This is a genomic window from Lutibacter sp. A64 (assembly GCF_022429565.1).
Taxonomy (GTDB): domain Bacteria; phylum Bacteroidota; class Bacteroidia; order Flavobacteriales; family Flavobacteriaceae; genus Lutibacter.
On record NZ_CP092487.1, the window covers coordinates 1,833,664 to 1,851,251 of the forward strand.

Below are 17,588 nucleotides of genomic sequence, written 5' to 3' on the forward strand. Positions count from 1 at the left end.
ACCACACATTAAAGCGAACACCTATGACAGACGACCAATACCAAAGAATAGTTAAGAATCAAACAATTTTGGATAGTAAACTTGATGGAATAATTAACGAATTGAAAGTGATTAAAAGTGACGTAAAAGTTGCTATTAACAATCAACAGTTACTTGAGCAGTATGAAATAGATATAACCAATAGATTAAAAAGAATTGAAAAATAATAAACCATCATTAGAAAAGAAAAAATCATATAAAGATTATTTAGACAAGACATTTATTGAAGAACTTAACTATAAAATTTGGTCTACGAAAGGAAGCCGATTTAATGCGAATAAAAGACTTCTAAAAATTGCAGATTTATCTAATTTATGTACAAGTATGTTATCGGTTTATCTGATAGCAGTTGGACTTTTATCAGTTTATAACATCTACTCGACTGAAAATATTGATGAAAATCTAATTGCATATTCAATAACTTGTTTATCAATTCTACTTTTAGTTTTTGGACAAATAGAAAACGCTAAAGATTTTAGCACCAAAGCAAAACAATTCCATAATTGCGGACTTGAACTTTCAAGTTTATATAATGACTTGCGGATTTTTAAAACTCTGACTGACAAACCAAATCTGAAAGAAAAGAAAGATTTTGCGGAAAAAATATCTAGAAAGTATGAACGGATTTTGGAAAGACACGAAAATCATCATCCAATTGACCATAATATGTTTAAAGCAACTAAAGCGGAATATCACGAATTGAGTGATTGGTCTGTTTTTAAGATTAAAGCTGATTACTATTTAAAGACAAGTCTGATTTATCACGTTTTAATAATTTTACCGCCAATAATTATAATTGGATTAATGATAAAAAACGTGTGGTAACTCCGTGTATAATTAATTACAAGGTTCTAGCCTACTTACGAAAGTCCTCTCGGACTTTCTATCTGTGATTTATTTGCTAACTTTAGTGCTTAAACCACGCAACTAACCATACATAAACACGTTAGCCACAAGCCGAAAAGAAAAAAATGACTATAAAAAAAACAAATAATTTAGAAAGTAGAGCACAGTTTTCTTTGTTTGTAACTTCATATTTGCCATTATTTATATTGATAATATTCAAACAATTTTATATAAATTTTTCAGATTTAGTTTGGGGTGGATTTACTTTTAATTCAATTAATAATTTTATTGAAAAATTTGGTTTATCAGCAATCCTGATAGTTATTGGAGCTTATGGTTATTGGGGAGCTCAATTGACTTTTTCAAATATCGATAAAGCTTCAAATAATGGTTTTCCATCGGTTGTAACAAATATCAAAAATAAAAATAGTGAAGCGATTAGTTACATCGCAACTTACATTATTCCTTTTGCATTTCAAAAATTTGATTCTTGGTTTGAATTAATTTCTGTACTATTTATTATAATAATTATTTATAGAATTTATATAAATTCTTCACTATTACTAATAAATCCCGTTATGAATTTAAAATATGCCATTTTTGACTTTGAATTTGAGGAGAACGGAAAAATCAAAAACGGAATGATAATTACAAAAAATAAATATTTACAAGAAGACGATAGTGTTAAACTATACCAAATCGGAAACAAAATGTATTACTCAAAAAATATTGCAAAATGATAGAAACTTTTTTAGAAAAAATTGAAGAATTACCCGTTGAAAATTCTCACTTATACTTTATAACAAGAGTCTTAAAACCAAATATTAAAAAAAGAGACAAAGTATTAGATAAATATGATTTTCAAATCTACCAAGTTGATGTAGATAATGAAATTCAAAACCATTTACACAGCTTAACTGTTAGACAATTAAACTATATTAACAGAAAAAAATTAGAGACTACAGAATATGAGGCAATATCTGATGACACTCATCAAATATTCACTTATGACACTACGAATAAAGCAATGTCATTTACAAATATTGTTGAAAATCGTCTTTCAAATAAATCTGAAATTCCAAAAATTGATAATTTAACTGATATTGTTTCTACTCAAGAACTTTGGGCTTATTCAGTTGGTTTTTTTGATAGTGAAAACAAATGGATTTATTCTTTTAGAAAAATTCTAAGAGGAAAAGTGGCAATAGATGAAGAAGAAAATTCTAAGAGAAAATTTTTAGGGTCATTTAGAACTAAATTTAACACGCAAAGTAGTAAACTTGAATTACTAAAAGGTGAAACTATAACACTTGATGAAAAAATAGATTGTTTATTTTTTAATGATATATTTTATATATTTCAAAAAACACAATTCGAACAAATAACTTGTTTAACAGAAGAATTTAAAGATCACGCTGAAAAAGTAGCAAATGAATTACTCGAAACAAATATGTTTGAGGGTATGGAATTATTAAAAACACAGATTAAAGAAACTCCTGCGATTCATAAAAAATTGGTAAGATTAAAAAAGACAAACAACTATAACAATCTTAATGAAAATTCATTAGATAGGATGATTGATATTGCTCATAAATATGGAGGAATATTAAAAAAGAAAGGTGGTAAACTGTTAATTGAAAATGAAACAGATATTGATTTAACAATCAAGGTCTTAGTTGATTTCTACAAAAAGGGTGAGTTTTCGGGAAAACCATATGGAACATTTAGCGGAAAAGAATTAGTAGAAAAAGCATAATGCCAGTGGCTAAAAATGCATATAAAAATAGGTAAATTATTGTAAATATGATATTTACGACACAAAAATACATTAATTTTAAGCATCTGAAAAGTGCGTTTTCAAACCCGCTACTTTTCATATTCTAACCCGTTAAAAAAAAGCCTGGCTAAAAATAGCTAGGCTTTATTTTTTAGAAAACAACTTCCGCAACAAACAAGAAACAATAAAACTTACAACCGCTCCAATAACAGCCATAACAACGGTAAAAACCACATCGTGTATGCTAATATTAAATAGAGTGGAAAGCAACGTACCTCCCACAACCCCAGAGCGTACTTGTATATTTGTATTATTCATCACTTCGTCTTAGTCAAGGTCTTTGTCTTCGTTTTTGTTTAAGTTTTCGTCTAAGTCTTTGTCTTCGTTTAAGTCTTTGTCAAGGACCTCGTCATTATCAGAAACCACCGCCTGACTCACCGCAGTTGCCACCGTTCCGGCAACCGTTAAATAAGTGGCAATAGTTACAATAATTGCAGGCATAGCAACTGGTGCTGCAATAATAGCACCACCAGTAGCGGCCAATGCAATACCTATATTTCTAAGCTTTTTAAAAAAGCTTGGCGTTGTTGTTTTATAACGTTCAGTAATTTTCATAATAGATGTTTTTTAAGATTTAATGTTAAGTGTTACTTTTTCTTTTCGTTCAAATGCCTGATGGCAATACGAAAGTATTTTTTGAAACAAGGGCCTTGAATACAATCCCTTTCCAATACCGTTGAGGTGTCCTACAGGAGCCAAACAACCTTTTAATTCTGTTCGTGCATCATTGGCAGGATGAATCAATATCAAGCTTCTGCCAGGAACATTTTCAAGTTGTAAATGATGTTTAAACTTTTCAGAAAATCTCGGTTTCAAAATATATTCACCTTCTGGAATACAGGAAACTTGTTTCTTATTTTCAAACCAAGGCAATTCAATCACAAAACCCATAAAATGGTTTTTGTAAAAGAGGGCACCATTGGTACCCTCTTTAAAATAGGTTCTATGCAGTAAAAACTCCATTAAGCCTGATCAACTTCAATAACAGATAAAGCATTGTAAGAACCGTTTTTCAACGGATACATTTGCCCATTTACCTCTTGATAAAACTCAACACCCAATACAATAACAACTGGGTTTGTTGAATTTGCAGGTACCGTAGTTGCTAAACTAATAGCAGCTCCCATTGTACTGTCATAAGGTAAAACAGCAGTCTCATCATTTTCAAAAGCTGAGGTTTCTCCTGCAAAATCCAATTCAGCAGCACCAGTCACTACTTTAAAATGCGTAGTTCCTGAAGGTGCAGCAATACGAATAGCAGGAGCAAAAGCTGCAATATCAACTACAACATCACCCAAAGCTCTGTCATAACTTGCAGTGTAAGGAGCAAACAAAGTTGCACCTAGCTTTCCGTTCGTATTAAAATCAAAGCCCTTTAAAAGACTTAAATCACCATCTTCAATGGTTCTTAAACCTCTTTCGTTGGTAGCATCTGTTTTTACCACTTTCAATAAGTCAGTAGTCAATCTACTAACCACTCTTTTGTCCTTTGCATTTTGCAACAACACACGAATCGCATTACGTAATACTTTACCACCTTTACCAGCTCTTCCAAATTCAGAACCGTTTTCACGCGTTCTTTGAAACGCAGGATCATTTTTAATTCGTGATGCATCCACACCACCTTTTTCACGGGCCAAATGCCCATCACTTGTTTTGTAAAAAGAAATATCTCCGATAGTTCCTTTTAACTTAATAATGCCGTTTTGTCTAGCCATAATTATATAAAATTTTTAATTCTCAACAAATGAAGTTATATTTATAAAAGAATTAAAAAACAAGTATCCATTCATTCCGAAACCCGTTTTTTCTTCCGAATTAGGTGTATAGATAAAGCATAGATACTCCTAGGGTAAAGTATGGATAGTGTATGAAAACAATGAAAATAGTAAGAGCTTGCATATACCCAAAAGACATTCAGTGCATCACTGGTAGAAGTGAACGCTATGGTCGTAAGCTCCTAAATAAAATTAAAGATCACTTCGGGAAACAAAAGCACCAGTTTATTACTTCAGAAGAATTTGCAGAATACAGTGGTATTGATCTAGAAATTGTAAATGAATATTTACAAAAAGTATCATAGTATTTAATGCTATTTGTGTTTATTTAATGATGATAAAATTGTATATTTGATATTAAGATTGAAAGTTAAAACCAATCAATGGATATCAAAGGTTAGGTCAACAAATCGGTCAACAAAATATACAAGGAGCAGGAATTCCCTTATAAAATAAGGCACTCAACTGATAAGTTTGAATCCTGTCGAGGTCACAATTCAAAAAAGCAACTATCTAACATACAGGTAGTTGCTTTTTTATTTAATCCACCCTCTCCCCTTTTAACCAACTAAGAATCTTTCTTTTTATTAACCTATTTACTATTTTAAAATAAATTGTAAAAATCTTAACTTATAGAAACTTTTATTAATTTACTGATTTAAACATTAAATAAATAGTAGTTATTAAAAATTAACCATCAGAAAATCTACCATTTATTTTAGCTAAAAATAAAATTTCAGATAACCTATAATCAAATTTGTAAATCAATTAGCCGCATTAATAACATCATATTTAATTCAAAAAATAATTGTATTTTAGACATTTATTTACCCTTTTAATTCAAAAAATAATTGTATTTTAGACATTTATTTACCCTAAAAAAATTAAAATAACTGAAACTAAACTAAATCTAATGAAAAAAACAACTAAACTCCTACTATTTCTCTTAGTTACACTAAACTCATTTGGACAACAAAAAGCCCCTATTACGGACTACAAATATTATATTGAAAATGAAACTGTAATCAGTGAAAACAAATTAGATGCACGTGCTTCTTTCACCTCATATTCTAATTACAAAGATGCTTTAAACGAAAATATATCCAATACTTATTTTCAGTTATTAGATGGTGATTGGAAATTTAATTGGGTAAAATCTCCAAAAGATAGACCTACAACTTTTATGAATCCTTCAGAAAATATTTCTGATTGGAATACCATTAAAGTTCCTTCAAATTGGGAAGTTGAAGGTTATGGAACCCCTATTTATGTAAATCATCAATATGAATTTGCAGATCACAAAGCTATGGTTGCAGATGATATGGAATTAATAGATGGTATTTACCCTGCTGACCCAGGAAATGTTCCAAACAGTTATAACCCTGTTGGTTCTTATAGAAGAGATTTCACTGTTGATGCTAATTGGAACGATAAAGAAGTTTTTTTACAGATTGGAGCTATGAAATCGGGTGGATTTGTTTGGTTAAACGGACAATATATCGGATATTCTCAAGGAAGTAAATTACCTGCAGAATTTAATATTTCTAAAGCTTTAAAACCTGGGAAAAACACTATTGCTATTCAAATTTTTAGATGGACAGATGGTAGTTATTTAGAATGTCAAGACTTTTGGAGAATTAGCGGTATAGAACGAAGTGTTTATATTTATGCGCAACCAAAAGTAAGAATTAATGATTTTGAAGTTGCTTCAACATTAGATAAAGCCTATGAAAATGGTTTACTTGACCTAACAGTTTCTTTAAAAAATCATTTTTTAAAAAAGCAAAACATACAAGTTAGCTATCAATTATTAGATGAAAATCAACAAATAATTACTTCAGAGAATGTAAAAACTTCAGTAAATGCTTCTAGTAACAATCAAGTAAATTTTAAAGCTGAAATTCCACAAGTAAAACAATGGAGCGCAGAACATCCAAACCTATATACTTTAATTTTAGAATTAAAAGATAAAAAAGGGAAGGTTTTAGAAGTAATTCCTACTAAAATTGGATTTAGATCTGTTGAAATTAAAAACGGATTGCTTTTAGTAAACGGCCAACGTATTACTTTAAAAGGTGTAAATACTCAGGAAGCCAATCCTGAAACCGGACATGTTGTACCTGAAGAACAAATAATAAAAGACATTAAACTTTGGAAAGAAAATAACATTAATGCAGTACGTTTAAGCCATTACCCTCAACAACGAAGATTTTACGAATTATGTGATATTTATGGAATATATGTTGTTGATGAAGCAAATATAGAATCGCACGGAATGTACTACGGAAAACACTCTCTAGCAAAAAAAGAAAGCTGGGAATTAGCCCATGTCGACAGAATGGTTAGAATGGTAAAACGCGATAAAAACCATCCTTCAGTAATTATTTGGTCTATGGGTAATGAAGCTGGAAATGGAGTGAACTTTTTTGCTGGATACGATGCTATTAAAGCTTCTGATAAAACTAAACGACCTGTACAATACGAACGACCATATAAAGACTACGATGGTAGTTTATTTGACATGGATACTAACACAGATATAATTGTACCACAATACCCATCTCCTGCAACTTTTGAAGCCATTGGAAAATCTAAAACAGACAGACCTTTTATTCCAAGTGAATATGCTCATGCAATGGGAAATAGCACAGGTAACTTTCAAGATTATTGGGATATTATTGAACAATACGACAATTTACAAGGTGGTTTTATTTGGGATTGGGTAGATCAATCTATATGGAAAACTAATGAGAAAGGAGAGCGTTATTATGCTTATGGTGGAGATTATGGTGAAAATATGCCTTCAGATGACACCTTTTTAAATAATGGAATTGTTTTTCCAGATCGTACTCCACAACCTGGTTTATATGAAGTAAAAAAAGCACACGAATTTATTAATTTCAAAAATAAAGGAATTAATAAACACAACGAAATAAGAATATTAGTAGAAAACCTATACGATTTTACAAACTTAGATCAATTTAACATTAGTGCACAGATTAAAGCTGATGGTACTATTTTAAAATCTATAAATATTGGTAGCATTCCTGTTGAAACTCATACAGGAAAGCTTATTAGAATAAGTTTAAATGGTGTAGATTATAAAGAAAATACCGAATATTTTGTTGAAATTTCAGCAACTACAAAAGAAACTTGGAGCCTACTTCCTGCTGGGTTTGAAGTTGCACATGAGCAAATTATGTTAACAAATAAATTCAAACAAAATACTAAGGAAGTTTATTCAAACAATACACTTACTGTTAAAGATTCTGATGGAAATTTAACTATTTCTAATGAAGATGTTACCATTATTTTTAATAAAGAAAATGGAATTATTACATCTTACACATACAAAGGTAACCAACTTATAAAAGATGGTAATGGTCCAAAACCAAACTTTTGGCGTGCACCAACAGACAATGATTTTGGTAATAGAATGCAAGCAAACAATATTGAATGGAAAAAAGCGTCATTATTTGCCAAAGTAACAAATTTTGAAACTTCAAAAGGAGCTAATAATAGTATTAAAGTTACAATAGATTATAAGCTTCCTGGAGTTGAAACTACTTTTAATTCGTCTTATGCTATAAATGGTGATGGAGTTATTTTAGTTGACAATACCTTAAATGAAACAACTTACAAAGGAGATATTCCACGTATAGGAATGCGTATGCAATTACCAAAAAAATATGAAAATATGAATTATTACGGTCGTGGCCCTTGGGAAAACTATATAGATAGAAAAGCATCTGCATTTATAGATTTATATAGCTCTAAAGTAAAAGATCAATACGTTCCATACATTCGCCCACAAGAAAATGGATATAAAACAGATGTACGTTGGGCTGCTTTTTCTGATACAAATAACAACGGTTTATTAGTAGTTTCAAAAAATATATCTAAGGGATTTGGTATGAGTGCACTACATATGCCAAATGAAGATTTTGATACTACAGAAGGACTTGTTTACGGAAAGACACAAGATATTGAACCAGAATTTAGAATTGATGGTATTCCAGCAATTAACACATCTAAACATACAATAGATATTAAAGAACAAGATTTAATACAATTAAATATTGATTTAGAACAAAGAGGTGTTGCTGGAGATAATAGTTGGGGTGCTAAACCACAAGATTACTATCTAATTAAGGGTAATACTAAACAGAATTATCAATTTTATTTAGTTCCTTTTAATAATAAAACAAAAGATGATTTTATTAAACTAAGTAAATTAAGTTATAAATTTTAAGTTGAAAACACACTGTTTTTTAATTTAAAAGCTAATTAAGAATGCAAAAAAAGGATTAAATCTTAAGATTTAATCCTTTTTTGATATAATAAAAAATAATATAAACTAAACTTCTTATAATTCTCTTAATCTTTGAGCAGCAATTTCTGCGGTAATATCTCTTTGTGGAGAACCAAACATTTCGTATCCAACCATAAACTTCTTAACCGTTGCACTTCTTAATAATGGTGGATAAAAACTCATATGCCAATGCCAATGATTATTATCTTCATTATTTGTAGGCGCTTGGTGAATTCCACTAGAATATGGAAAAGAACAATCAAATAATTTATCGTATGCTTTTGTTAAAACCGAAATTGCTTCAGCAAATTGCTTACCTTCTTCTTCGTTTAAACAACTTATATTTTTTTGTGCTTTTTTTGGTAAAATCATAGCTTCAAATGGCCAAACTGCCCAAAACGGAACTAACACTACAAAAGCATCATTCTCAAAAATAATTCTTTCTTTAAGAGCCAGCTCTTGTTTTACATAATCTTCTAAAATAGTTCTATTATTTTGTTGAAAATATTCTAATTGCTTAACATCTTTTTTAAACACCTCGTTAGGTAAAGAAGATTGACTCCAAATTTGTCCATGTGGATGTGGATTACTACATCCCATTACAGATCCTTTATTTTCAAAAATTTGAACGTAATTTATATTTTCTTCCTTCCCTAAAAGTTCGTACTCGTTTTTCCAAGTATCAACAACTTTTTCTATAGCGTCTATAGACATTTCAGCTAAACTTTTTGAATGGTCTGGACTAAAACAAATTACTTTACAAATACCAGTTTCACTTTCTGCTTTTAATAAACCATCATTTATACTAAAAGACTTAGAATCTTTTTGCAATGCAGCAAAATCGTTGGTAAAAACAAACGAACCTTTATAATCTGGATTTACTTCACCATTAATTCTTGTATTTCCTGCACACAAATAACAGCTTTCATCATAAGAAGGTCTTACTTCTTTATTTAATGTTTCTTTCTGTCCTTGCCAAGGTCGTTTTGCTCTATGAGGAGAAACCAACACCCATTCACCAGTTAAAATATTGTATCGTTTATGCGAGTAATCTTGTAAATCTGTATTCATTGTAAAATTTTTATTTTCTGAAACATTTTTAAATGTAAAATATACATTTAATTTAACTTGTACAAAGATAATTTAAATTTTATAGAAATAATAAATACAGTGCTTAAAAATAACTTTTGAAATAAAAAAATTAAATATTTTATTCTAAAGTATCTAAAAACAGGTTGTTAAATAAAGAATTTTAAAAAAAACAATTAAGTATGATAAAAGTCATAAATTATACTCTTATTTAGACTTACTTTTGGCGTATATTTCATTACTTAATTGAAATAAGTAATGTTTTTGATTTTTTTAGTTAGTAGTAAAAAAAAGAGAATTTGACTTCAAATTCTCTTTTTTTATGTTAACCAATATATAATTGTATTATAGTAATACAACTGAATTTTCTTCAGCTCCTAATCCGCTATTTACATATTTATCTGCACTATCATCATTCACCCATTTTTCACCGTCTAATAAATATTTGAATTGAAATTCATTTCCAGCCGGCAAATCAATTGTAACCTTAAATGATCCATTCTTTAATTTTTTCATAGCAATTGGTTCTGCAGTATTCCAATTATTAAATTCACCTAATAAATCAACTTTTTCGGCTCCTAATACAGCATCTTTATCCATTGAAAAAGTTACTTTACATACCGGTTTGCTTTTTAAATATTGTTTCTTTAAACCCATAATAATTTTTGTTTAGTATTTAAATACAAATATAATTGAGAATTAAGTGTTTAAATACAACTCAGTTTTCATATTTATACACTATTTTAACCTTTAGATTATTTTTAAATGACAAATATCAATATCACACACATACAACGTTTTCTCTTAAAATAAAATTAGCTTAAATTAATAAGCTACAAACAGTTAAAAAAATGCTTAAATTCTTAATTATTATATTTAAATAAACAATTTGTAAGCTTTACAAGTAATTAGCGTCTAAATAAAAAAGAGAGAAATCTCTTTTCATTTTAATTAATAATGTTCTTTTTAATTAAATAAGTTATTTGAAAAGTCGGTAGTAAATCATCGACTTTTCTTACACTATTTCTGCAGATAAGCCTTTGCTTAATAATTTACTACAGCGTGGTTTCAATTCGTTATATTCCCCTGTTTTTACGGTACATTTTCCTTTATAGTGAACTAAAATTGTACATTGCTCAGCTTGTTCTAAAGTATGGTCACAAACTTCTATTAAAGAATCAATTACAAAATCAAATGTGTTAACATCATCATTAAACAACACAATTTCATATTGATTGGTTTCTTTTTCTAATGTTTCAACTTCTTCTTGTATTTTTCTTTCGGTACTCATAATGCTAAAATAATAAATTATTATGAAATTAAATGGCCTTATATTTTAAAGCAACCCAATTATTACGCTCTATTATGGTATCTATTTTAAAATTATATTTAGATACTTCTGCATCAATAACTGGAATATCTTCTTGATAAAAACCACTAAACAATATTACACCATCTTTATTTAAACAATTCATATACGATTGCATATCATTCAACAAAATATTTCTATTAATATTTGCAATAATTACATCGTATTTTTTATTTACCAACAAAGAAGCATCTCCTTCATAAACTGAAATATGCGAACATTTATTACGTGCTACATTTTCTAATGAATTCTCATAACACCAAGTATCAATATCAATTGCATCAATAGGTTTTGCACCTTTCATTTCAGCAAAAATTGCTAAAATTCCAGTTCCACACCCCATATCTAATACTTTTTTATCGGTTAAATCTATGTTTAACAAGTGTTGCACCATCATATGTGTTGTTTCATGATGCCCAGTTCCAAAACTCATTTTTGGTTCTATAATAATGTCGTACTTTAAATTTGGGTTTTCGTGAAACGGAGCTCTAATACTCACCACATCATCAACCTGAATTGGGTTAAAGTTTTTTTCCCATTCACTATTCCAATTTGTTTGTTCTATAACCTCTTCAGTAATGGCAAATTCAAACTCACCTGAATTTAAAATCTGAATGTCTTTTAAAATTTCGGAATTCCAATCATCTTCCTGTATATAGGCTGTTACACCATCTTCATTTTCAACAAAACTTTCAAATCCTGCAAAGCCTAATTGCGCAATTAAAATTTCAGTAGCAGGTTCTTTAGGTGAAACCGTAAAATTATAACCAATGTATTTTATCATATCAAAATTTATTTCCAAATGCAAAAATACGGTTTCCTTTGCTAATGAAAGAAAACCGTATCTATATTTTGTATTTATTTTAAAAACTCCTTAAAAAGAATTTACCAAAGCAATAAAACTTTCAGCTTTTAAAGCTGCTCCACCAATTAATCCACCATCTACATCTTCTTTAGAGAAAATTTCTTTTGCATTTCCTGGGTTTACACTTCCTCCGTATAAAATTGATACGTCACCAGCAACTTCTGTATTGTATTTGTCTGTAACAATTTTTCTAATAAAAGCGTGCATCTCTTGAGCTTGCTCTGGAGAAGCAGTTTCACCAGTACCAATTGCCCAAACTGGTTCGTATGCTAAAACTATATTTTTCCAAGCATCAGCTGGTAAATGAAATAATGCATTTTTAATTTGACTTTCAACAACACTAAAATGATTTCCAGCTTTTCTGTCTTCTAAAACTTCACCAAAACAGAAAATTACTTCTAATCCGTTTGCTAATGCAGCATCCACTTTTTCGGCTAAAATAGCATCGGTTTCTCCAAAATATTCACGTCTTTCTGAATGTCCTAAAATAACAGTTTTTAAACCTAAAGATGTTAACATTTCAGCAGAAATTTCTCCTGTAAAAGCACCGCTTTTAGCTTGGTGCATATTTTGAGCAGCAACTTCTACAGCTGAACCTTTTGCTACTTTTACAACTTCACTAATATTTACAAAAGTTGGTGTAACAATTACACGCGTATTGTCTAGATTTAAGTCTTTTACTTCTGCTACAATTTCGCTTGCTAATTGTGTTGATTCTTGAACATTTTTGTTCATTTTCCAGTTTCCTGCAACTATTTGTTTTCTCATTATATTATATTTTACTTTATACTATTCATTTATCATACAAATTTACACTTTTAAGATGAAAAAAAGGCTGAAAAAAAGGACATGTTTCCGCAATCGTTTTCGATTGATAATCAATATAAATAACTAATTCAATAGTTACATAATAATTACTAGAAGTGCAATCTAAAGCCTAAAATATTAACAAGTAGATAACATTGTTAAACGCATAAAATTTAAGCTCAATTAGAACTTAAACTATTAAAATTACTATTTTTGCCCTAGACTTTATTTTACACTATGAACAGACAAGAATTAATTGCCCAAATTCAACAAAAAAAATCTTTTTTATGCATTGGTTTAGATGTTGATTTATCTAAAATTCCAACATATTTATTAACTAAAGAAGATCCTATTTTCGAATTCAACAAACAAATAATAGATGCCACACATCATTTAGCTGTTGCCTACAAGCCAAATACAGCGTTTTATGAGGCTTACGGAATTAAAGGTTGGCAAGCATTAGAAAAAACCATAAAGCATATCAATACAAATTATCCTGAATTATTTACTATTGCCGATGCAAAACGTGGCGATATTGGAAATACTTCTACAATGTATGCTAAAGCTTTTTTTGAAGATTTAAATTTTGACTCAGTTACAGTAGCTCCCTATATGGGAAGTGACTCTGTGGAACCTTTTTTAGCTTTTAAAAACAAAAACACCATTCTTTTAGCACTAACTTCTAATAAAGGCGGATTGGATTTTCAAGGATTAAAAACTGAAAATGAAGCATTATACAAAGAGGTTTTAAAAACTGCACTTACTTGGAAAAATTCTGAAAACTTAATGTTTGTTGTTGGAGCCACAAAAGCTGAATATTTTAAAGATATTAGAAAAATTGTACCTAATCATTTTTTATTAGTTCCAGGAGTTGGAGCGCAAGGCGGTAATTTACAAGATGTTTGCAAATACGGATTAAATAAAGACTGTGGCCTACTTATAAATTCTTCAAGAGGAATTATTTATGCTGGAAATGATGAAAATTTTGCTTTAAAAGCACAACAAGAAGCTGAAAAACTGCAACAAGAAATGGCTAAAATTTTAGTTACTGAGGTTTAACTGTTTACTTTTAGTGAATCCAATTAAATTCACTCAGATAATATGTATAAAACCAATTAATTTTTACCACCACCAAAACACTAAACACCTGATAACCAAAACACAATGAAAACAATTAAAGATCAAATTGGAAGAGAAATCACATTAAAAAACACACCTAAAAGAATTGTTTCTTTAGTTCCTTCGCAAACAGAATTATTATATGATCTAGCCTTAGAAAATGAATTGATTGGTATTACCAAGTTTTGTGTTCATCCGTATCATTTAAAGCCTACAAAAACAAGTGTTGGAGGTACTAAAAAAGTAGATTATGAAAAAATTAAAGCGTTAAACCCTGACTTTATTTTATGCAATAAAGAAGAAAACGCTTACGATATGCTGCCTGAATTAGAAAAAATTGCACCTACTTATTTTTCTGATGTAAATACCATACAACAAGCTATTGACTTAATTTTACACTTAGGTTCAATTCTTAACCGAAGAACTGAAGCTGATAATTTAGTGCATAAAATTGAGTTTAAAATGAACGATTTTAAACAATTTATAAAAGACAAACCCACCAGAAAAGTTGCTTATTTTATTTGGGCAAAACCGTGGATGGTTGCAGGAAACGACACCTTTATCAACGAAATGATGCTACTTAATAAGTTTGAAAATATTTATGGAGATATGAGTCGCTACCCTAAAGTAGAAATCAATAAAATACGCCACGAAGGCGATCCAGACGTGGTAATACTATCTTCAGAACCTTTTCCTTTTAAAGATGAACACGCCATGGAAATAGCAACCTTTACAAATCGTTCTGTTACAGTTTTTGGAGATGGCGAAATGTTTAGTTGGTTTGGTTCTAGAATGCTTTTAGCTTTTGATTATTTTAAAGAATTACATAAAAAATTAGAAAGCCATTTCTAAGAAATAATTGCTAAATGTTACTTTTTAGTGAACACAGTAAACCTTTACCCCTTTAAACCTATACAGCTATAAACCTTTCAACTTTTCAAGTCAAAAAAACCTAATCCTGTAAGGCAAAAACCTTTTTTAACAAGTCTGAGCTTCTACTACCAACTTTAGTTCTAATATTTAACTCTTCAACTTCAACCATTTCATAAACACCTTTTAAAGCTTCTCCAGTAACATAATCTGTTAGGTCTGGATTCACATCATTTGTTAATGGCAAACTATTATACTTGGTAATTAAATTTGTCCAAATTTGATCTGCTCCTACTTTTTGAAAAGAATTAGCGATAATTGGATTAAATTTTTGGTACAATGTGTCAGAAGTTGCAGTTTGTAAATATTGTGTTGCAGCATTGTTTTCTCCTAATAAAATATTTTTTGCATCTGCAAATGTCATACCTTTGATAGCATCAACAAAAATAGGAATAGCCTCTCCTACAGCATCTTCAGCGGCTCTATTTAATACTTTAATACCTTCATCAGCTAATTTAGACAAGCCTATTGAACGTAGTGTATTATCTACTTTTTGTAATTCTTCAGGTAGTAAAATTCTAGTTAATTCGTTATTATAAAAACCATTTTCTGCAGATAATTTTGTTACCTGATTGGTAATTCCATTATTTAAAGCCTCTTTTAAACCTCCAGCTATCTGCTCGTTTGTAATACCTGTATTAGGCAATTGACTTATTACTTGTTGTAATTCTGAACAAGCAGAGAATTGAAAAATAACTGCAATTAATAATATTCTTTTTAACATTTTTTTATTTTTTAAATGAATCTGTTTTTTTATCGTAACCATACGGACAATGTTTACATCCATTTTTACAACAACAGCCTCTTTTTAAAAGGTATTTTTCTGTAAAAACACGATATCCTTGTTTATTAGTATAGTAATCTCCTTCTTCTAAAGGAATGAATTTTTTATATTCCACGGGGTAAAAAATAACATAAAAAAACGTTCTGAAACATCAGAACGTTTTTAACCGTATTATTAACTATTTTCATTCAATTGTTGGTGGATATTTTGCCATTATTTCAGCAAGAAACTCTTTAATTCTGGCTTCTTTTTTAGCTACATCACCAGAAGTAGTTAAACCTCCACTTCCTATCCCTTGCCAAACTAATTCTTTCTTATCTGCATCTATTAAGTCTACAAAAAGTGTTCCTTCTGTATATTTAGAAATATGCATTCCATAATTTGGACCATAATACCAAGGATGCCAACCAATATGCATAGAGTTATTACTATAAACATCAACTTTTTGTCGTGCTTTAGTAAAAATATTTACCAAAATATCTGGATTTTCAGATTTTGTAAAACCTTTAGCAAGCAATTCAGATTCTATTGCTTTTAAAATTCTACGTTTATCTAAATCAGATATTTCAACCTTATCAATTCCTTTTTTATAAAATGCAAACGTTTTATATTTAGAAAAATCTGTTGATGTATCATAATCAGATGTAACTTTTACAGAACTACATGATGCAACTAAAAAAAGTAGCACTAATGGAAGAAATTTTATGGCTTTCATATTCTTGAATTTTACTTTATTGAACATATTTTATGATGAATAGCTTTTATTTTATTACGTTTTTTTTTTAGATATAATCTTAATAAATTAACTTTTAACAAGCTATCTTTCATAACAATTAACATATCAATAATCATACCAGAGTCTTTAACTAAAATACTAATCCAATTTTAAATCTTAAGCTTTAACACAAAATGCTTCTTACTTAAAAACAACAGTTTTATTTTTAAAAACCATTACTTTACGTTTTGTATGTAATTTTAAGGCTCTAGACAATACAATTTTCTCTAAATCTCTACCTTTTAAAATAAAATCTTTAATGGTATTTATATGAGATATACGCGTTATATCTTGTTCAATTATCGGACCTTCATCTAATTCTTCAGTAACATAATGACTTGTTGCTCCTATTATTTTAACCCCTCTTTTAAAAGCCGAATGGTATGGTTTTGCGCCGGGAAATGCAGGTAAAAATGAATGGTGAATATTTATAATTTTATTCGGATATTCTTCAATTAATTTAGAGGAAATTATTTGCATATACCTTGCCAATACAATAAAATCTATTTCAAACTCACGCAATAATTTTAACTGCTCATCTTCAGCCTGTTGCTTTGTTTCTTTAGTTACTTTTATATAATAATAAGGAATATTAAAAGATTTAGCTATAGGCTCTAAATCTTGATGATTGCTTATTATTAATGGTATTTCCACCTCCAATTCATTTGTAGTATACCTACTTAAAATATCATACAAACAATGCTCGTATTTAGATACAAACAATGCCATTTTAGGTTTTTGATCGGAATCATACATACGCCAAGTCATCTCAAATTTATCGGCAATAACATCCCTAAAAACATTTTTAAATACACGAAAAGAGAACGATTCTTTTAAAAGTTCACATTCCAATCGCATAAAAAACATATTATCTTCTCTATCAACATGCTGATCTATATATACAATATTTCCGTTTTGTTGATGTATAAAATTAGTTACAGCAGCAATTATACCTTTACTGTCTTTACAATTTATAAGTATTGTTATTTTTTTCATTACTAAAATTTATGTGTCAAAATTAAATAAAAATAACACTGT

General features: G+C 29.2%; 20 protein-coding genes. 8 read left to right on the forward strand and 12 right to left on the reverse strand.

The features are described 5' to 3' along the window. The first annotated feature begins 23 nt into the window (after window positions 1-23). From MKD41_RS07735 to MKD41_RS07750, 4 genes are all read left to right on the forward strand, one after another. Window positions 24-206, forward strand: a complete 183-nt coding sequence (locus MKD41_RS07735) for a hypothetical protein (protein WP_240244855.1) — start codon at window positions 24-26, stop codon at window positions 204-206. Next, window positions 196-864, forward strand: a complete 669-nt coding sequence (locus tag MKD41_RS07740) for an SLATT domain-containing protein (RefSeq protein WP_240244856.1) — start codon at window positions 196-198, stop codon at window positions 862-864. Before MKD41_RS07735 ends, MKD41_RS07740 begins: the two co-directional genes overlap by 11 nt. 146 nt (window positions 865-1,010) lie before the next feature. After that, window positions 1,011-1,625 carry a hypothetical protein gene (locus MKD41_RS07745; RefSeq protein ID WP_240244857.1) on the forward strand — a complete coding sequence of 205 codons (615 nt, stop codon included), beginning with the start codon at window positions 1,011-1,013 and terminating at the stop codon, window positions 1,623-1,625. Continuing rightward, window positions 1,622-2,641: a Kiwa anti-phage protein KwaB-like domain-containing protein gene (locus MKD41_RS07750; RefSeq protein WP_240244858.1), complete on the forward strand. Its 1,020-nt coding sequence runs from the start codon at window positions 1,622-1,624 to the stop codon at window positions 2,639-2,641. The genes MKD41_RS07745 and MKD41_RS07750 overlap by 4 nt, the downstream gene beginning before the upstream one ends. Before the next feature lie 348 nt (window positions 2,642-2,989). Here the strand turns inward: MKD41_RS07750 and MKD41_RS07755 are convergent, their stop codons facing one another. The 3 genes from MKD41_RS07755 to MKD41_RS07765 are packed head-to-tail and all read right to left on the reverse strand — an operon-like array spanning window position 2,990 to window position 4,440. Further along, window positions 2,990-3,277, reverse strand: coding sequence for a hypothetical protein (locus tag MKD41_RS07755; protein ID WP_240244859.1), 288 nt, complete (start codon window positions 3,275-3,277; stop codon window positions 2,990-2,992). A gap of 12 nt (window positions 3,278-3,289) precedes the next feature. Continuing rightward, complete coding sequence (locus MKD41_RS07760) at window positions 3,290-3,685, reverse strand: DUF5675 family protein (RefSeq protein WP_240244860.1); 396 nt, start codon at window positions 3,683-3,685, stop codon at window positions 3,290-3,292. Beyond that, window positions 3,685-4,440 (reverse strand): hypothetical protein, encoded by a 756-nt coding sequence (locus MKD41_RS07765; protein WP_240244861.1) that lies wholly within the window; start codon window positions 4,438-4,440, stop codon window positions 3,685-3,687. The genes MKD41_RS07760 and MKD41_RS07765 overlap by 1 nt, the downstream gene beginning before the upstream one ends. Before the next feature lie 161 nt (window positions 4,441-4,601). Between MKD41_RS07765 and MKD41_RS07770 the strand changes: the two genes are divergently transcribed. Both MKD41_RS07770 and MKD41_RS07775 read left to right on the forward strand, forming a co-directional pair. Continuing rightward, entirely contained in the window at window positions 4,602-4,805 is a 204-nt protein-coding gene (locus MKD41_RS07770) for a hypothetical protein (protein ID WP_240245020.1), read from the forward strand. A 608-nt stretch (window positions 4,806-5,413) separates the two neighbouring features. Beyond that, on the forward strand, window positions 5,414-8,752 hold the full coding sequence (locus MKD41_RS07775) for a glycoside hydrolase family 2 TIM barrel-domain containing protein (protein WP_240244862.1): 3,339 nt from the start codon (window positions 5,414-5,416) through the stop codon (window positions 8,750-8,752). A gap of 114 nt (window positions 8,753-8,866) precedes the next feature. On the opposite strand, the gene MKD41_RS07780 is transcribed toward MKD41_RS07775, so the two are convergent. The 5 genes from MKD41_RS07780 to tpiA form a co-directional block, all read right to left on the reverse strand. After that, the gene (locus tag MKD41_RS07780; RefSeq protein WP_240244863.1) at window positions 8,867-9,883 is read right to left on the reverse strand and encodes a UDP-glucose--hexose-1-phosphate uridylyltransferase; all 1,017 of its coding nucleotides are present in this window, start codon (window positions 9,881-9,883) and stop codon (window positions 8,867-8,869) included. 363 nt (window positions 9,884-10,246) lie between these two features. Then, on the reverse strand, window positions 10,247-10,558 hold the full coding sequence (locus MKD41_RS07785; RefSeq protein ID WP_240244864.1) for an isoamylase early set domain-containing protein: 312 nt from the start codon (window positions 10,556-10,558) through the stop codon (window positions 10,247-10,249). Between the two features lie 358 nt (window positions 10,559-10,916). Next, window positions 10,917-11,192 (reverse strand): ATP-dependent Clp protease adaptor ClpS, encoded by a 276-nt coding sequence (locus tag MKD41_RS07790; protein WP_240244865.1) that lies wholly within the window; start codon window positions 11,190-11,192, stop codon window positions 10,917-10,919. A gap of 28 nt (window positions 11,193-11,220) precedes the next feature. Beyond that, entirely contained in the window at window positions 11,221-12,054 is an 834-nt protein-coding gene (gene prmA / locus MKD41_RS07795) for a 50S ribosomal protein L11 methyltransferase (RefSeq protein WP_240244866.1), read from the reverse strand. 90 nt (window positions 12,055-12,144) lie between these two features. Next, complete coding sequence (gene tpiA, locus MKD41_RS07800) at window positions 12,145-12,903, reverse strand: triose-phosphate isomerase (RefSeq protein WP_240244867.1); 759 nt, start codon at window positions 12,901-12,903, stop codon at window positions 12,145-12,147. A gap of 276 nt (window positions 12,904-13,179) precedes the next feature. Between tpiA and pyrF the strand changes: the two genes are divergently transcribed. Beyond that, the gene (gene pyrF / locus MKD41_RS07805; RefSeq protein WP_240244868.1) at window positions 13,180-14,001 is read left to right on the forward strand and encodes an orotidine-5'-phosphate decarboxylase; all 822 of its coding nucleotides are present in this window, start codon (window positions 13,180-13,182) and stop codon (window positions 13,999-14,001) included. A 105-nt stretch (window positions 14,002-14,106) separates the two neighbouring features. After that, window positions 14,107-14,913, forward strand: coding sequence for an ABC transporter substrate-binding protein (locus MKD41_RS07810; RefSeq protein ID WP_240244869.1), 807 nt, complete (start codon window positions 14,107-14,109; stop codon window positions 14,911-14,913). 100 nt (window positions 14,914-15,013) lie between these two features. On the opposite strand, the gene MKD41_RS07815 is transcribed toward MKD41_RS07810, so the two are convergent. The 4 genes from MKD41_RS07815 to purU all read right to left on the reverse strand — a co-directional run bounded on the left by MKD41_RS07815 (window position 15,014) and on the right by purU (window position 17,546). Then, entirely contained in the window at window positions 15,014-15,715 is a 702-nt protein-coding gene (locus MKD41_RS07815) for a DUF4197 domain-containing protein (RefSeq protein WP_240244870.1), read from the reverse strand. Window positions 15,716-15,719: 4 nt separating this feature from the next. Further along, window positions 15,720-15,890, reverse strand: a complete 171-nt coding sequence (locus tag MKD41_RS07820; RefSeq protein ID WP_240244871.1) for a DUF5522 domain-containing protein — start codon at window positions 15,888-15,890, stop codon at window positions 15,720-15,722. A gap of 69 nt (window positions 15,891-15,959) precedes the next feature. Continuing rightward, window positions 15,960-16,490, reverse strand: coding sequence for a DUF4136 domain-containing protein (locus tag MKD41_RS07825; RefSeq protein WP_240244872.1), 531 nt, complete (start codon window positions 16,488-16,490; stop codon window positions 15,960-15,962). 201 nt (window positions 16,491-16,691) lie between these two features. Continuing rightward, the gene (purU, locus tag MKD41_RS07830; RefSeq protein ID WP_240244873.1) at window positions 16,692-17,546 is read right to left on the reverse strand and encodes a formyltetrahydrofolate deformylase; all 855 of its coding nucleotides are present in this window, start codon (window positions 17,544-17,546) and stop codon (window positions 16,692-16,694) included. Window positions 17,547-17,588 lie beyond the last annotated feature (42 nt).

Coding starts and splice junctions, on each gene's coding strand:
- MKD41_RS07735 (WP_240244855.1), top strand. CDS start 24: ATGACAGACGACCAATACCAAAGAATAGTTAAGAATCAAACAATTTTG.
- MKD41_RS07745 (WP_240244857.1), top strand. CDS start 1,011: ATGACTATAAAAAAAACAAATAATTTAGAAAGTAGAGCACAGTTTTCT.
- MKD41_RS07750 (WP_240244858.1), top strand. CDS start 1,622: ATGATAGAAACTTTTTTAGAAAAAATTGAAGAATTACCCGTTGAAAAT.
- MKD41_RS07755 (WP_240244859.1), bottom strand. CDS start 3,277: ATGAAAATTACTGAACGTTATAAAACAACAACGCCAAGCTTTTTTAAA.
- MKD41_RS07760 (WP_240244860.1), bottom strand. CDS start 3,685: ATGGAGTTTTTACTGCATAGAACCTATTTTAAAGAGGGTACCAATGGT.
- MKD41_RS07765 (WP_240244861.1), bottom strand. CDS start 4,440: ATGGCTAGACAAAACGGCATTATTAAGTTAAAAGGAACTATCGGAGAT.
- MKD41_RS07770 (WP_240245020.1), top strand. CDS start 4,602: ATGAAAATAGTAAGAGCTTGCATATACCCAAAAGACATTCAGTGCATC.
- MKD41_RS07775 (WP_240244862.1), top strand. CDS start 5,414: ATGAAAAAAACAACTAAACTCCTACTATTTCTCTTAGTTACACTAAAC.
- MKD41_RS07780 (WP_240244863.1), bottom strand. CDS start 9,883: ATGAATACAGATTTACAAGATTACTCGCATAAACGATACAATATTTTA.
- MKD41_RS07785 (WP_240244864.1), bottom strand. CDS start 10,558: ATGGGTTTAAAGAAACAATATTTAAAAAGCAAACCGGTATGTAAAGTA.
- MKD41_RS07790 (WP_240244865.1), bottom strand. CDS start 11,192: ATGAGTACCGAAAGAAAAATACAAGAAGAAGTTGAAACATTAGAAAAA.
- prmA (WP_240244866.1), bottom strand. CDS start 12,054: ATGATAAAATACATTGGTTATAATTTTACGGTTTCACCTAAAGAACCT.
- tpiA (WP_240244867.1), bottom strand. CDS start 12,903: ATGAGAAAACAAATAGTTGCAGGAAACTGGAAAATGAACAAAAATGTT.
- pyrF (WP_240244868.1), top strand. CDS start 13,180: ATGAACAGACAAGAATTAATTGCCCAAATTCAACAAAAAAAATCTTTT.
- MKD41_RS07810 (WP_240244869.1), top strand. CDS start 14,107: ATGAAAACAATTAAAGATCAAATTGGAAGAGAAATCACATTAAAAAAC.
- MKD41_RS07815 (WP_240244870.1), bottom strand. CDS start 15,715: ATGTTAAAAAGAATATTATTAATTGCAGTTATTTTTCAATTCTCTGCT.
- MKD41_RS07825 (WP_240244872.1), bottom strand. CDS start 16,490: ATGAAAGCCATAAAATTTCTTCCATTAGTGCTACTTTTTTTAGTTGCA.
- purU (WP_240244873.1), bottom strand. CDS start 17,546: ATGAAAAAAATAACAATACTTATAAATTGTAAAGACAGTAAAGGTATA.